The following is a 14,242-nucleotide window of genomic DNA, read 5'->3' on the forward strand; positions in this document are numbered from 1 at the left end:
AGCCCAGACCAAGTATTAAGCCGCAAGGCGGAGAATTTACGATGAAAAAACAACTCATTGCCTTACTTTCAGTGTTTACCGTACTGGCTGGCATTGCTCATGCTGAGCTGAACAATCCAGGCGGTATCGGAGGTCTAGAATCACTGCGCGGAGCAACAGAAATTGAAGCAACTCGCGCTGCAGACCCAATGAAAAAATACCCACGCGAACAAGCGCTAGAGAGTGATTTTGTGTATCAACCACCACTCATCCCGCACAACATTCGCAACTATGAAGTGTCGTTGAACGCCAACAAGTGCCTTGCGTGCCACAGTTGGAAAAACGCCAAAGAAATGGGCGCCACCAAGATCAGTGTCACTCACTTTGTGAACCGCGAAGATGCGGTACTGTCGGACGTCTCTCCACGCCGCTACTTCTGTTTGCAGTGTCACGTCCCTCAGGCGGATGCAAAACCGCTGGTTGAAAACGATTTCGAACGTGTTGATTCACTTCGTTAACCGAAAAGAGGCCATTTATGAAATTTCTAAAAGCGTTTTGGCTTCGTCTATCGAGCCCAAGTAAAGCCGCCGTGGGTGTGGTTTTGCTGATGGGTTTTGTCGGCGGCCTATTATTTTGGGGCGCCTTCAATACAGGAATGGAAGCGACCAACAGCGAAGAGTTTTGCTCGGGCTGTCACGCGCCGATTGTGGCCGAAATCCAAGAGACGATTCACTATTCAAACCGTTCTGGGGTTCGCGCCATCTGTTCTGACTGCCATGTCCCCCATGAATGGACGGATAAAATTGTGCGTAAAGTGCAAGCGTCCAAGGAATTGGTGGCACACTTTATCGGCACGATTGATACGCCAGAGAAGTTCCAAGCACGCCGCGCACACTTAGCTGAACGCGAATGGGCACGCTTGAAAAAGAACGATTCGTTGGAATGTCGAAACTGTCACCAGTTCAACTACATGGATTTCTCTGAGCAGAGTAGCCGAGCAGCGAAGCAACACTCGACCGCACTCGCCTCTGGTGAAAAAACCTGTGTGGATTGCCATAAAGGCATCGCACACAATCTACCCGACATGCATGGTGTTGAAGGCTGGCAATAAGGAGAGCCACTATGAGTACTCTTGAATCGATTTTTTGGCACGTGCTCGGTTACAGCGCCATGCCATTCATCATTCTGGCCGGTTTCCTTGGGGTTGCCGTCGTCTCAATTGGCTTACTCGCCATGACCAAAGACAAATAGGAATGCAGAGAGAAAATCCGGTGCTATTCGCACCGGATTTTTTATGCCCATTCGGTTGGGCTTTCCGCTATCGAGAGCTGATAGTATTGCTGGCTATTGCGCACAATCACATCAAACACTTGGCTATCTAACCGACCACAACTCACTTCGTGACGCATAATATTCATTACCTCGTTGAGCGACATGCTGCCGCGATATGGCCTTGCTTGGGTGAGCGCCTGAAACACATCCGCAATCGCAATGATCCGTGAAGGCAGATCAATCTCCGACCCTTGGAGTCCTCTTGGGTAACCCGAACCATCTAAACGCTCATGGTGGTTTCCTGCCCACTCACACACCACAGATTGGCCAAACACCATTTGCAAGGTATAGCGAGAATCAGTCGAATGGCGTTGAATACAAAGATACTCGCTCTCGTTGAGTTTACCGGGTTTATGTAAGATCTCTTCTGGGGTGTGCAGCTTGCCGATATCGTGAACCAATCCTGTCAGGTAAAGGGCTTTTTGCATCTCCACGTTTAACCCTAGCTCTTTCGCTAAGTGCTGACAGATCTCTGCTACTTTTTGCGAATGCTGAAAAGTGAACTGACTTTTCGCATCCACCACGTTTGCCATTAACATCGCGATAGACATGATCTCTTCCACCCCCAACTTCTGCTCAAAAAATGGGGTGGATGGCAAATTGTGACCCATCGCTTCAATATGGTGATGCTCCATTGAAAACCAGATGAACTCTTTACTCAGCAAATGTTGCATGGTGCGTACCAAGTCACGCTCGAACAAGCTTCCGCTCAATCGACCAATTTCTAAACAGACTTGATTACGAGCTTCCTGAGTCACATTGCCATACTCATCTCTTGGATAGAGCTCTTTAAGGTAATCCACTCTATCCGCTAAAAAAATCAACGCCGCGAACCGTTTGTTTCGATCCGAAATAGCAATATTTTTCAGCTCATCCCAAGGCGTATGGTGGTACAAAATCGCATCCGCAAACGGCGCAAGCGGTGGACAATTCGACAGCAACTCATTACCTCGCACGCAATGCTGCTGGGTATTGTCGGGTTGCATATTTTCGAGTAAACGATAGAAATCACGCTTCTGAGCCACGCCACAGTCATGGATCAAACCCAGCGCAAACACCAGTTGACACTCCTCTTCGCTCCACTCCATGGCTTGAGCACAAGAATAGGCCATATAACCGACACGATGCCCGTGATTGATATCATCCACACCGACCGAGTCGAGCGCTCTTGCGATACAAAAAAATGCCTGCCTTAGATTGACGTTCCATTCGATATTTACCGATTTCATAGTGCAGCCTATTTCTGACCATCTCATTGCTCATCCCATAATAAGAATGTAGTAGACCACCCCAATCTTGCCCAACGAAATGACCAACTCTGCCTGTCAGTGATGCTTCGTGCGACAAGTCGCAGCCATCGCACAATAAAAATATTACACTTTTGTGAACTTGATTTTGCTAGGTGATAAACATCATGATTACCATCGCGCTGGTGGATGACCACACGATTGTTCGTTCGGGCTTCACTCAACTACTTAATCTTGAGCAAGATATTAGGGTGCAAGGAGAGTACGAAAGCGCAAAAGCGGCCTTTCATGCCCTCACCCAAGCGGAAGTCGATGTCGCTATCATCGATATTTCAATGCCGGATGAAAATGGACTGAGTCTGCTTGAGCGCCTGCGCCAACATAACCCGCGTTTCAAAGCGATCATCCTCAGTATTTATGACTCGGCTTCATTTGTGAAAAAAGCCTTGGATGCAGGAGCGCAAGGTTATCTTTCAAAACGTTGTGGCCCAAGCGAGCTAGTGAGTGCGATTCGTACCGTTGCCTCTGGCAGACGCTATTTGTGCGCCGATGCCTTGGTCAATTTGAGTAATCCCGATATCAATAATGTGCTTGCCGACCTTACCAAGCGTGAAGTTGAAGTGTTTGATTTATTGGTACAAGGCAAAGAGGTGAAAGAGATCGCGCAAACGCTGTTTCTCAGCCATAAAACCGTTCACGTTCACCGAGCCAACATTTTGAGCAAATTAAATCTAACCAATAACGTGGATGTGATCCGCTTTGCTTTGCAGCACCACCTGCTCGTGGAAGGTTAAGCATGGCCAAGCTGTTTCCACTGATTTTTGCTTTTGTGCTCTACAGTATTAGCCAATTTAGTCTGTGGAATGTCAGCCAATATTTGAGCCACAATCCGCTCCAAGCCTATCTGCTTTTCCCCACAGGCTTACGCTTGGCGGTCTATTTGTTAGCTCGCCCAACCTATGCTTGGGTTTGGTTACTGAGTGACATGCTTTTGGCTGGCGCGATCTTGGTGTTGCTTCCAGACCAATCCAGCCCGTTGATGCTGCTGATGCCTTGGGTGGTTTGGCTAGCCGCAGCCATTGCCCGCCAACACTGGCCGAAATTACATTTGTATTGGCAAAAGTTACTGCTGATTGTGGCACTGGTGCTGCTGCACACTATTTTAGTAGGTCTCACTTTTACCTTGTTGGCGAAACCGCTACACATGGGGGCGGAGACGTTAATTGCCGTGAGTATCGCTTCGCTCACGGGAGGCATTGTGCTGACCCCATTTTTGTATCTGGTGGCCGACTATCTCCGTCACCAAACATGGCATCCGCTTTCTCCACAACTGATTCACCACGATGTGAAACTTAAACCGAAAATGTTGATGTGGAGCTTACTGTTTTTCAGCTTAGGACTGCTGGCGGAGCTGACCTTACTTGAGCAGATGAAGCCGTTTGCCCTATTGATCATCTTGCTCCCGACGATTTTTCTTGCCTATCGTTATGGCTGGCAAGGCGGTGTATTGGCGAGCAGTTTAAACTGCATTCTGCTAGCGACGGCACGCCAGTTCAGTGGCTCCTTTTCTTCGGATCAAGAGCTGCTGATTTTTATGTCGAGCCAAGCTTTTGTCGGGCTTGGATTGGGTATCGCCATTAGCCGCCAGCATCAGCTCGCTTTATTGCTGCAAAAAATGAACACCCGCTTAGCCAAAGAGCTGCGTGAGAAACAAGATCTGGCGCGCCAGCTCGTTTCTGTGGAAGAGCAAATTCGCAAATCCGTTGCCCGCGAACTGCACGATGAGATTGGCCAAAACATTACCGCGATTCAAATTCAATCCATGCTCGCTGAACGTTTAGCCAGTAATGATCAAGCCAAACAAGCGGCTTCTAGCGTGCAGTCGCTCGCCATGCGTATTCATCAATCCACTCGACAACTTTTAAAGCAGTTGCGCCCGCATATTTTGGATGAACTCGGGTTAGAACATGCCATTCGTCAGCTAGTGCAAGAAATGCGGTTTGCCGAACAAGGTATGACAGTTCGCCTCAATATGGGGGTCAATCCGCAAAAGCTGGACGATACCACGCGAGTCACTCTGTATCGGATTGTGCAGGAGTTGCTGAACAACATTTGCAAACATGCCAAAGCCACCCGCGTACACATCAGCCTATTTCCGGGAAGTGAAATGGTTTTGGAAGTCAAAGACGATGGCATTGGTTTGCCTACCGACTGGCGGGTGCGTGGGCAAGGCTTAAAAGGATTGAGTGAGCGTGTATCCGCACTCGGCGGTCAATTAAAGATGACTTCATCCACTTTCCAAACTGGCACGCGAATAATTGTTAACTTACCCACAAAACGCTCAATAACCAGCGAAAAACTAGGAAATATTCCTAGATGAATACAACTCCTTCCCATGTTTTTCCCACCTCGCTTGATTAGGATGAAACTCAATAAGGACAAGCAATATGAAGATTGTACCTATGGTGCAACCCATTCAGGCAATGGAAATCGATCAGGCTTATCGCCACTGGCGCATTCATTTAATGATTTCCATGTATGTCGGTTATGGCGTGTTCTATCTCACTCGTAAAAGCTTCAACTTTGCGATGCCGCAAATGCTCAGTGAGTTAGGACTCGATTATTCCGATTTGGGTTTTCTCGGTACGCTGTTCTACCTCACTTACGGGGTGTCTAAATTTGTTTCTGGTTTGATGATCGACCGCTCCCGCTCGCGCTATTTCATGGGGTTGGGATTAATGGCTACCGGCATCATCAACATCGCTTTTGGTTTTAGCTCGTCCTTGCTGGCTTTTACCTTGTTATGGACGGCGAACGCTTTTTTTCAAGGCTGGGGCTGGCCTGCGTGTGCCAAGGTGCTCACCCACTGGTATTCACGTAGCGAACGGGGCTTTTGGTGGTCAATTTGGAATACTTGCCACAACTTAAGTGGCGCATTGATCCCCATCGTGATTGGTTTTATCAGCTTAACCTTTGGCTGGCGTTACGGATTCTTGTTTGCCGGCGGAGTTGCGATTTTCGTTGGGCTTGGGCTCTGTTATCGCATCCAAGAGAAGCCAAGCGAAATGGGGTTGCCTTCGGTCGGTGAATGGCGCGGTGATGCTCTCGAACTCGAGCACGAAAAAGAAGGCCAAGGTCTCGCCTTCCGCGTTGCGGTTTATCGCTATGTACTGACTAATCGCTACATTTGGCTGTTGTGTGGATCTTACTTGCTGGTGTACGTGGTCAGAATTGGCATTAACGACTGGGGATCGCTCTATCTGGTTGAGCGGCACGCGTACAACATTCTCAGTGCCAATAGCGCAGTAGCCATGTTTGAAGTGGGCGGATTTTTGGGCTCATTGCTTGGTGGCTGGGGTTCCGACTATTACTTTCGCGGCAACCGCGCCCCGATGAACTTGATTTTTGCGTTAGGCATTTTTGCCTCCGTTGCGGCCTTATGGCTAACCCCTATCGATCATTTATGGTTTTTGGCTGGCTGCTTCTTCTGTATCGGATTTTTTGTCTTCGGCCCGCAAATGATGATTGGTATGGCCGCCGCAGAATGCGCAAGGAAAGATTTGGCAGGCACCGCGACCGGATTTGTTGGGCTATTTAGCTATCTCGGTGCAGCGTTAGCCAGCTACCCCATGTCACTGGCTATTGAAGCATGGGGCTGGGAAGGCTTCTTCTGCCTCATTACTGCGGCAGCAGCTGTGATCAGTTTACAACTGCTGCCCTTTATAAAAGCTCAGCAACCGGTGACGGAAGATGAGTGATAAACATAACCAATCTTTACCAACCAATAACGTAACTGTGCTCCACTTTATGACCTGACGCAGTACCGACCTGACAAGGACACAAGGGAGCATCAACAAGAGGGAAAACCCAATGATTGTTAATGCAAAACGCACGCTGCTGGCACTCAGTGTTCTTGGTTCAATGATGACTGCGCCGCTGGTTCATGCGGAAGGCCGTTTGGTGGTTTACTGCAGTGCAACCAATGCGATGTGTGAAGCAGGTACCAAAGCGTTCGCTGCAAAATACAATGTGAACACTTCCTTTGTACGCAACGGTTCAGGCAGTACACTCGCAAAAATTGATGCAGAGAAAAACAACCCACGCGCGGATGTTTGGTACGGCGGCACGCTTGACCCACAATCACAAGCGGGTGAAATGGACTTACTCCAAGCTTACCAATCCCCAGAACTGGCCAACATCATGGAAGGTTTCCGTGATCCTGCCAAACGCAAAGGTAACTACTCTTCTGCGGTATACATGGGCATTTTGGGCTTTGGTGTGAACACCGAACGTTTGGCACAAAAAGGCATTCCGATCCCGCGTTGCTGGGCGGATTTGACCAAACCAGAATATAAAGGCGAAATTCAAATCTCCGACCCACAAAGCTCTGGCACTGCTTATACCGCACTCGCAACCTTCATCCAGCTCTGGGATGAACCCACCGCATTTGAGTATTTCAAAAAGCTCGACAAAAACGTCTCTCAATACACCAAATCTGGGGTAACGCCATCACGTAACTCGGCGCGTGGTGAAGTAGCGATTGGTATTGGATTCCTGCACGACTACTCGCTGGAGCAAGCCAAAGGTGCACCGCTGGAGCTCATTTCTCCTTGTGAAGGTACAGGTTATGAGTTGGGTGGCGTGAGCATCATCAAAGGCGCGCGCAACCTCGATAATGCCAAGCTATTTGTTGACTGGGTACTCTCAAAAGAAGGCCAAGAAGTGGCATGGAAACAAGGTGATTCCTACCAAATCTTGACCAACACCCAAGCGGAACAGTCTCCGAACGCGCTCGATCCGAAAACACTCAAACTGATCAATTACGATATGGAAACCTACGGCTCTTCTGATGAGCGTAAGCGTTTGATCACCAAGTGGGTTAACGAAATCAAAATGGGTAACTAACCCGAAATCGTAGTCGCACCGCCACTCGGTGGCGGTATTTCTCTCATGACACTTAGCCTGCTCACAGCTTACGGGCAGGTTAAGTGCGACTCAATAATAAGGTTTGACCATGCATGAGCCTTCTCAAGCGCTGAAACTGACACTCCACCAGCCAGTCAAAACCGATCCGGTTTTTTACTGGCTGGCTGCGGTGTTGTTTAGCTTTATTCTTCTGCCATCCTTTGCTCTGGATTATGGGCTATTTGAATCCACTCCAGATGAATTTTATGCCGCCATGGGTTGGAGTGAACCAAACATTTCTTGGTTCTGGTTTAGTTTGCCTTTATTGCTCGCCTTTCGACCTCGGCAAGCTCAGGGACGTCAGTCCACAAACCGCCACTATCTCGATATTGCCTACTCTAGCTTCTGTATGCTGGCCATTTTGCTCAGCGCTTGGCTAAGCGGTAAAGGATTGGGTTATTCCAGCATCATTCTGTTCACTGCCCTTGGTGCTATTATGACGCTGGCTTTTGCTCGCTTGGAATACCTCGGTGGCGACCAGTTTGTCATTGGCTCACTGATCAGCATCATTCTGCTGATTGTGATTTTTATTGTTTATCCGAGCATCGCCATTTTCCTGCCGATGTTTAAAGATGACATGGGCAACTGGACGGCTTGGCAGTTCATGACGATCCTGTCCCAGTCTCATACCCTCACCGTCATTTACAACTCGATTGTACTCGGTATTGCGGTAGGCGTTGGCGCCACCTTCTTCGGACTGATTTTTGCCATTTACACCACACGTATTGCCAAACGCTCCGCCTTTATCGCGCGTGTATTTTCCATTTTACCGATCGTGACACCGCCCTTTATTGTCGGGTTGGGCGTGACTCTAATGCTGGGTCGCTCGGGTTATATCACTGAGTTGATGGTCGATGGGTTTGGTTTACAGAAAACCAACTGGCTGTACGGCTTCACGGGCATTTGGCTCGCGCAAGTGCTGGCGTTTGCGCCTATGTCCTTCATGATTTTGGATGGCGCACTCAAGTCACTGCATCCTTCGTTGGAAGAAGCTTCCTACACGCTCAAAGCCAACCGTTATCAAACCTTCTTTGGCATTATCATGCCACTGCTTAAGCCCGCGTTAGCCAACTCATTTTTGATCATATTCGTGCAATCATTGGCAGATTTCAGTAACCCCTTGGTACTGGGCGGCAGCTTTGATGTGCTCGCAACACAAATCTATTTCTATATTGCAGGTGCGCAACTGGATTACGCTTCTGCCAGCACGCTCGGCTCGGTTCTGCTGCTGTTCTCACTCGCGATTTTTGTGGTGCAGTATCTGTGGATCGGCCAGCGCTCCTACGTCACCATTTCTGGTAAAGCCTACCGTGGCGATGTGCAAGAGATGCCCACCTCACTGAAATTGGGCGTCACTGTGACTTTGTATACGTGGATGATCTTTAACGTTCTGCTCTACGGCAGCATCTTCTTCGGCAGCTTTACGGTGAACTGGGGCGTCGATTACACCCTGACCTTCAAAAACTACCTCAATCTGTTTGGGAATGGTATGTCTGATGGCGCTTGGCCGTCACTGATCACCACCATGATTTATGCAGGAGTGGCCGCTCCGATTACTGCCCTGTTCGGCTTATTGATTGCTTATGTGGTGGTGAGACAGCAGTTCTACGGCAAAAAAGTGATCGAGTTTTCCACCATGCTCTGCTTTGCCGTACCCGGTACAGTGGCAGGCGTTTCCTACATCTTGGCGTTTAACGATGCGCCGATTTATTTAACTGGCACCGCCGCAATTGTGGTGATCTCAATGGTGATGCGTAACGTGCCTGTGGGGATCCGCTCTGGTATTGCAGGGCTCGGGCAGCTCGATAAATCATTGGATGAAGCGTCACTGAGCTTACGTGCCAGCTCATTACAAACCATTCGCTACATTATTTTGCCACTGCTGCGCCCCGCGATTCTTTCTACGCTGGTGTACAGTTTTGTGCGGGCGATGACCACGGTCAGTGCGATCATCTTTCTGGTTACACCGGAAACCCGCGTTGCAACGTCCTACATTCTGAACCGAGTAGAAGATGGTGAGTACGGCATCGCTATCGCCTACGGTTCCGTGCTGATTGTCGTGATGTTAGCCATCATTTTGTTGTTCGATTTACTGGTCGGTGAAGCTCGCGTTTCTCGTTCCAAAGCCACCAATCAAGATTCTTAGGAGACATCACCGTGGAAAAACAAAACTTTGTTGTACTCAAAAACATCTGTAAACGCTTTGGTAGCAATACCGTGATTGGCAACTTGGATCTTGAGATCAAAAAAGGCAGTTTGGTTACGTTACTTGGCCCTTCTGGTTGCGGTAAAACTACCGTTTTACGTTTGGTGGCTGGCTTAGAAAAACCGACCAGCGGGCAGATTTTCATCGATGGTGAAGATGTCACCGAACGCTCCATCCAACAACGCGATATCTGTATGGTGTTTCAGTCTTACGCACTGTTCCCGCACATGTCTCTGTACGAAAACGTGGCTTATGGCTTAAAGATGCTCAAGTTACCGAGTGAAGAAGTGCGTCAGCGAGTTGATGAAGCACTTAAAATTGTTGATCTCGAAGGAATGGGTGAACGCTATGTTGACCAGATTTCCGGAGGTCAGCAGCAACGTGTTGCCCTTGCTCGTGCTTTGGTGCTCAAACCTAAGGTACTGCTATTTGATGAACCGTTGAGTAACTTAGATGCCAACTTGCGCCGCAGCATGCGTGAAACCATTCGCGAACTGCAACAGCGTTTTGATATTACCTCGCTCTACGTGACGCACGATCAGGCAGAAGCCTTTGCGGTATCGGATACCGTTATCGTGATGAAACAGGGCGACATCATGCAAATCGGCACGCCACAAGAGTTGTATAAAGCGCCTAAGTCGATGTTTATGGCAAACTTTATGGGTGAGGCCAACATGTTCCAAGGCCATTTTGACGGGCAGCAGATCCACATTAATGGCTATGCAATTGATGCCGATCTTGAAGTGACGCGGGATAAGCCTACCGGTGAATATCAAATTGGTGTCCGGCCAGAAGCGATCACCTTACATACGCAAGGCAGCGAAAGCCAAGCCTGCCAAATCCTCAAATCTGCATATATGGGTTCAATGTATGAAGTGACCGTAAAATGGCACGATCAAGAACTGCTGTTACAGCTCAATTCCGCGCAGTTTAATCACGCATTAACTCAGCACGCGTATGTAGTCTTTAACCCCCGCGGCCTATTTTTGCTGCCCTATGCAGAATAGTGATAACACCTTGAGTAAAGCCGTCTCTCTCGACATTTAAATTCAAGTACAGTAAGAATAACGCCACCCTAAGGTGGCGTTACTTTTAGGCGTCTTGAATGGGTAATACCTGTTTTACATACTCACCCGGTGCACTGTACAACACCGGATAGTCGGCATTGCCTAATGGATAAGGTTCAACTTTGCTGCCATCTGCAAAGCCGTTTAACCATTCATTCCAATGCACCCACCATGACCCTTCTCGGTGCTGAGCCGTTTCCAGCCAATCTTCCGCCGAATCATCCAAGGTGTCGTTAACCCAGTAACCATACTTACGTTTGTCAGGATGGTTAACAATTCCCGCAATATGCCCAGATTCACCCAGTACAAAGGTTTTGTTCCCCCCCGTACGCAATGCGCCGCGGTATGTGCCTTGCCACAGAGCAATGTGATCTTCCTTGGTGGAAATGAAATAACTCGGCACTTTGATTTTATCTAAATCAATCCAGACACCACCGACTTTCACGCCCTTATCCTGAACCAACTTGTTCTCAAGATAGAGCTCTCGTAACAAGAAGTTATGACAAGCACCTGCCACGTTAGTGCTATCGCTATTCCAGTACAGAAGATCAAAATCAACCGGACTCTGCCCTTTTAGGTAGTTGTCCACGTAGTAATTCCAGTACAGGCTATTTTCACGCAGCAAACTGAACGTGACGCTGAGTGAGCGGCCATCCATATAGCCTTTGGCATTATTTTGTAGCTCAATGGCTCGAATAATGGTGTCGTTAATGTAGGCTCCCACTTCTCCCGGTTGAGAGAAATCCAGCAAAGTGGTGAAAAAGCTCGCGGTTTTGATGCGTTTTTTCATGCGTTTGGCCGCGTAGTAAGCGATGGTTGTCGCTAATACTGTTCCGCCAATGCAGTAACCTGCCGCGTTGATCTGCTCTTGACCGGTGATCGATTCAATCGCATTCACCGCTTTAACAACGCCTTCGAGCACATAGTCTTCAAAATTGAGTTGGGCTTGCGCCGCACCCGGATTGCGCCATGAGATCATAAACACAGAGTGCCCTTGCTCGACTAGCCAGCGCACCATGGAGTTTTTCTCACGCAAATCGAGAATGTAGTATTTGTTGATAAAAGGCGGAACAATCAACAGTGGCGTCACGGCCACTTGCTCAGTCAGAGGTTTGTATTGAATAAGCTCAAACACCTCATTTTTGAACACCACTTCCCCCGGCGTGTTGGCCACATCTTCACCAAGGCGGAAAGCATTATTGTTGGTCATGCGGATTTTGAGAATATCGGCACTGGACGCGACATCCTCTTTCAGTTGCTCAAGACCCGCAATCAAGTTTTCACCGTTTTTCTCTAAGGTTAGACGCAGCAACTCTGGGTTCGTCGCAATAAAATTGCTCGGAGAAAGCGCATTGATCATCTGACGCGAGAAGAACAAAATCCGCTCTTTGGCTTTTTCATCAAGACCTTCGATAGCATTGATCGTGTCAAGATAAGTCTTACTGAACAGCAGATAGGATTGTTTGATGAAGTTGAAGAAAGGATCTTGCTGCCACGCTTCATGGCTAAAACGCTTATCCCCTTTTTCGGCTTCCATGATGGATTGAATTTTCGACTCAAGCACCACTTTTTGCCAAATCTGGAGTTGCTGCTCCCACCACTGGGTTTGCACTTTCAGCAGAGCTGCAGGTTGATTGGCGGCTTGCTCAAAGAACTTGAGCGAGTCTTCCAGATTCACTTCTTGCATCGCTTTATTGAGTGGGGAATTCACGGCGGCTTTGCTCTGTTCGACCTCTTTCCACCAACGCTGATTCACTTGTTGTAATTGGACAAGGTAGTCCGTAAAGGCATGTTGGAACATACACTTACTCCTTAAAACAGAAAAAAGCGCCGCCCGTAGGCGGCGCGAAATACAGTGTTACGCAGGGGTCACTGTCTTAAGGTTTTCAGAGGCAAGTTTTTCTACATCATCTTTAAACTCTTTCGCGATGTTTTGCAGTTTTTTGCTGTCATCCATCATTTGCTGAGAGAGTTTATTCAGCACGCCTAACTGCTGTGAGTTAAATGCAGTTAAAGAGGTTACATCCTTGATTTCACTGGCAGCTTTCATCTGCGCCAGACCTAACTCGCTATAAGTGCGGATGGCATTGAGTTGTAGCTCAGTCAGCACTTCAACATTCTTGGTCACCAACTTGTTGAACTTGATATACGGTTCGAAGTTCTTCTCAGTTTGATCGCTGAATGTTTTAAAAAATTCCGTGTACATACGTTATCTCCTAGTGAATGAATCTAAAGTTAAACTGTTTTAATCACGATCGCGGTGCCCATGCCACCGCCGACGCAGAGTGAAGCAACGCCATAGTGTTTTTGGCGACGCTGTAATTCATGAATTAAAGTCACCAGAATGCGGTTACCCGATGCCCCTAGTGGATGCCCTAACGCAATGGCACCGCCATTGACGTTAGCTTTTTCTAAAATCGCCTCAGGTTGAATCGCGTGTTGCTCAGCTAAACCGTAAACGACACCTAATGCTTGAGCGGCAAACGCTTCGTTAAGTTCAAACAGATCAACCTGAGTGATAGATAATTCTGCTTTCGCTAATGCTTGAGTGACTGCACTCACAGGCCCTAAGCCCATGACTTTCGGATCCAACCCTGTTTGTGCATAACTCATAATTTCTGCGATAGGGGTTAAGCCTAGTTTTTTTACCGCACTTTCACGGGCGATAATCACCGCACTGGCACCATCGTTAATTCCAGAAGCATTACCTGCGGTAACCGTACCTTGCGCATCGAACGCGGCGCGTAAACCTTGCAATGCTGCCAACGTGGTCGTCGGTTTGGGGTATTCATCCGTATCAAACACGACGGTTTCACGGCGTTTTTTGACCGAAATAGGCACAATTTCTCGCTTAAAATGTCCGGCTTCAATGGCCGCTGTCGCTTTCATTTGGCTGGCCAACGCAAACTCATCTTGTGTTTGACGAGCGATGTCGTACTGTTTAGCGATATTTTCTGCCGTCACACCCATGTGATATTGATTGAAAACATCGGTCAGACCGTCATGGATGAGCAGATCTTTCACTTCAAACGCGCCCATTTTCTGCCCATCTCGTAAGCTGGCAGGCGTAACAAATGGGATTTGTGACATGACCTCAACACCAGCGGCCACAACGACAGAAGCATCTCCCGCTTTGATGTGCGCAACCCCATCCATCACCGATTTCATCCCACTGCCACACACCATGTTGATGCTGTAAGCTGGAACCGACTGTGGAACACCAGCCGCTAAAGCCGCTTGACGCCCAACACCCATGCCTTGTCCGGCACTCACAACGTTACCAACAATCACTTCATCCACAGCTTCAGGTTTGACTTGTGCGGCTTCAAGAGCGGCTTGGATGACTTGCCCTGCCAAAGCACCTGCCGAACACTCTTTAAGTGAACCACCAAAGGCTCCGATAGCTGAGCGCTTTGCGCCCACGATATAGATCTTTTCCATATTAC

General features: G+C 48.4%; 13 protein-coding genes. 9 read left to right on the plus strand and 4 right to left on the minus strand.

The window, feature by feature from the left end; translation table 11 throughout:
• Positions 1–41 precede the first annotated feature (41 nt).
• From F0316_RS14720 to F0316_RS14730, 3 genes are read left to right on the plus strand one after another with little or no spacing between them, the layout of a single operon-like run.
• Positions 42–497, plus strand: a complete 456-nt coding sequence (locus F0316_RS14720) for a nitrate reductase cytochrome c-type subunit (RefSeq protein WP_000744358.1) — start codon at positions 42–44, stop codon at positions 495–497.
• 17 nt (positions 498–514) lie between these two features.
• A complete protein-coding gene (locus F0316_RS14725) occupies positions 515–1,090 on the plus strand; it encodes a NapC/NirT family cytochrome c (protein ID WP_000670286.1) in 576 nt (191 codons plus the stop codon).
• An 11-nt stretch (positions 1,091–1,101) separates the two neighbouring features.
• Complete coding sequence (locus tag F0316_RS14730; RefSeq protein WP_149560647.1) at positions 1,102–1,230, plus strand: TIGR02808 family protein; 129 nt, start codon at positions 1,102–1,104, stop codon at positions 1,228–1,230.
• 41 nt (positions 1,231–1,271) lie between these two features.
• Here the strand turns inward: F0316_RS14730 and F0316_RS14735 are convergent, their stop codons facing one another.
• Positions 1,272–2,540, minus strand: coding sequence for an HD-GYP domain-containing protein (locus F0316_RS14735; protein WP_033932046.1), 1,269 nt, complete (start codon positions 2,538–2,540; stop codon positions 1,272–1,274).
• A 185-nt stretch (positions 2,541–2,725) separates the two neighbouring features.
• Here F0316_RS14735 and F0316_RS14740 point away from each other — a divergent pair, with 185 nt between their 5' ends.
• From F0316_RS14740 to fbpC, 6 genes are all read left to right on the plus strand, one after another.
• Entirely contained in the window at positions 2,726–3,352 is a 627-nt protein-coding gene (locus F0316_RS14740) for a response regulator transcription factor (RefSeq protein ID WP_033932045.1), read from the plus strand.
• A 2-nt stretch (positions 3,353–3,354) separates the two neighbouring features.
• Positions 3,355–4,938, plus strand: coding sequence for a signal transduction histidine-protein kinase/phosphatase UhpB (gene uhpB, locus F0316_RS14745; RefSeq protein ID WP_033932044.1), 1,584 nt, complete (start codon positions 3,355–3,357; stop codon positions 4,936–4,938).
• A gap of 67 nt (positions 4,939–5,005) precedes the next feature.
• On the plus strand, positions 5,006–6,316 hold the full coding sequence (gene uhpC / locus F0316_RS14750; RefSeq protein WP_148531667.1) for an MFS transporter: 1,311 nt from the start codon (positions 5,006–5,008) through the stop codon (positions 6,314–6,316).
• Positions 6,317–6,428: 112 nt separating this feature from the next.
• Complete coding sequence (locus F0316_RS14755) at positions 6,429–7,463, plus strand: ABC transporter substrate-binding protein (protein WP_032473674.1); 1,035 nt, start codon at positions 6,429–6,431, stop codon at positions 7,461–7,463.
• 109 nt (positions 7,464–7,572) lie between these two features.
• Positions 7,573–9,669: an ABC transporter permease gene (locus F0316_RS14760; RefSeq protein WP_172626058.1), complete on the plus strand. Its 2,097-nt coding sequence runs from the start codon at positions 7,573–7,575 to the stop codon at positions 9,667–9,669.
• Between the two features lie 11 nt (positions 9,670–9,680).
• Complete coding sequence (gene fbpC, locus F0316_RS14765) at positions 9,681–10,736, plus strand: ferric ABC transporter ATP-binding protein (protein WP_001914785.1); 1,056 nt, start codon at positions 9,681–9,683, stop codon at positions 10,734–10,736.
• A gap of 85 nt (positions 10,737–10,821) precedes the next feature.
• Here fbpC and F0316_RS14770 read toward each other — a convergent pair whose 3' ends face one another.
• Genes F0316_RS14770 through F0316_RS14780 form a run of 3 tightly spaced genes read right to left on the minus strand, consistent with a single transcriptional unit; the run spans position 10,822 to position 14,237 of the window.
• The gene (locus F0316_RS14770; RefSeq protein WP_000486233.1) at positions 10,822–12,597 is read right to left on the minus strand and encodes a class I poly(R)-hydroxyalkanoic acid synthase; all 1,776 of its coding nucleotides are present in this window, start codon (positions 12,595–12,597) and stop codon (positions 10,822–10,824) included.
• A gap of 57 nt (positions 12,598–12,654) precedes the next feature.
• Complete coding sequence (locus F0316_RS14775) at positions 12,655–13,002, minus strand: phasin family protein (RefSeq protein WP_000287820.1); 348 nt, start codon at positions 13,000–13,002, stop codon at positions 12,655–12,657.
• A 29-nt stretch (positions 13,003–13,031) separates the two neighbouring features.
• Complete coding sequence (locus tag F0316_RS14780) at positions 13,032–14,237, minus strand: acetyl-CoA C-acetyltransferase (protein WP_084981593.1); 1,206 nt, start codon at positions 14,235–14,237, stop codon at positions 13,032–13,034.
• Positions 14,238–14,242 lie beyond the last annotated feature (5 nt).

The sequence above is a fragment of the Vibrio cholerae genome, from assembly GCF_008369605.1.
Taxonomy (GTDB): domain Bacteria; phylum Pseudomonadota; class Gammaproteobacteria; order Enterobacterales; family Vibrionaceae; genus Vibrio; species Vibrio cholerae.

Excerpts from the sequence above, each read along its gene's own strand:
- F0316_RS14720 (WP_000744358.1), top strand. The coding sequence starts at position 42 with ATGAAAAAACAACTCATTGCCTTACTTTCAGTGTTTACCGTACTGGCT.
- F0316_RS14725 (WP_000670286.1), top strand. The coding sequence starts at position 515 with ATGAAATTTCTAAAAGCGTTTTGGCTTCGTCTATCGAGCCCAAGTAAA.
- F0316_RS14730 (WP_149560647.1), top strand. The coding sequence starts at position 1,102 with ATGAGTACTCTTGAATCGATTTTTTGGCACGTGCTCGGTTACAGCGCC.
- F0316_RS14735 (WP_033932046.1), bottom strand. The coding sequence starts at position 2,540 with ATGAAATCGGTAAATATCGAATGGAACGTCAATCTAAGGCAGGCATTT.
- F0316_RS14740 (WP_033932045.1), top strand. The coding sequence starts at position 2,726 with ATGATTACCATCGCGCTGGTGGATGACCACACGATTGTTCGTTCGGGC.
- uhpB (WP_033932044.1), top strand. The coding sequence starts at position 3,355 with ATGGCCAAGCTGTTTCCACTGATTTTTGCTTTTGTGCTCTACAGTATT.
- uhpC (WP_148531667.1), top strand. The coding sequence starts at position 5,006 with ATGAAGATTGTACCTATGGTGCAACCCATTCAGGCAATGGAAATCGAT.
- F0316_RS14755 (WP_032473674.1), top strand. The coding sequence starts at position 6,429 with ATGATTGTTAATGCAAAACGCACGCTGCTGGCACTCAGTGTTCTTGGT.
- F0316_RS14760 (WP_172626058.1), top strand. The coding sequence starts at position 7,573 with ATGCATGAGCCTTCTCAAGCGCTGAAACTGACACTCCACCAGCCAGTC.
- F0316_RS14770 (WP_000486233.1), bottom strand. The coding sequence starts at position 12,597 with ATGTTCCAACATGCCTTTACGGACTACCTTGTCCAATTACAACAAGTG.
- F0316_RS14775 (WP_000287820.1), bottom strand. The coding sequence starts at position 13,002 with ATGTACACGGAATTTTTTAAAACATTCAGCGATCAAACTGAGAAGAAC.
- F0316_RS14780 (WP_084981593.1), bottom strand. The coding sequence starts at position 14,237 with ATGGAAAAGATCTATATCGTGGGCGCAAAGCGCTCAGCTATCGGAGCC.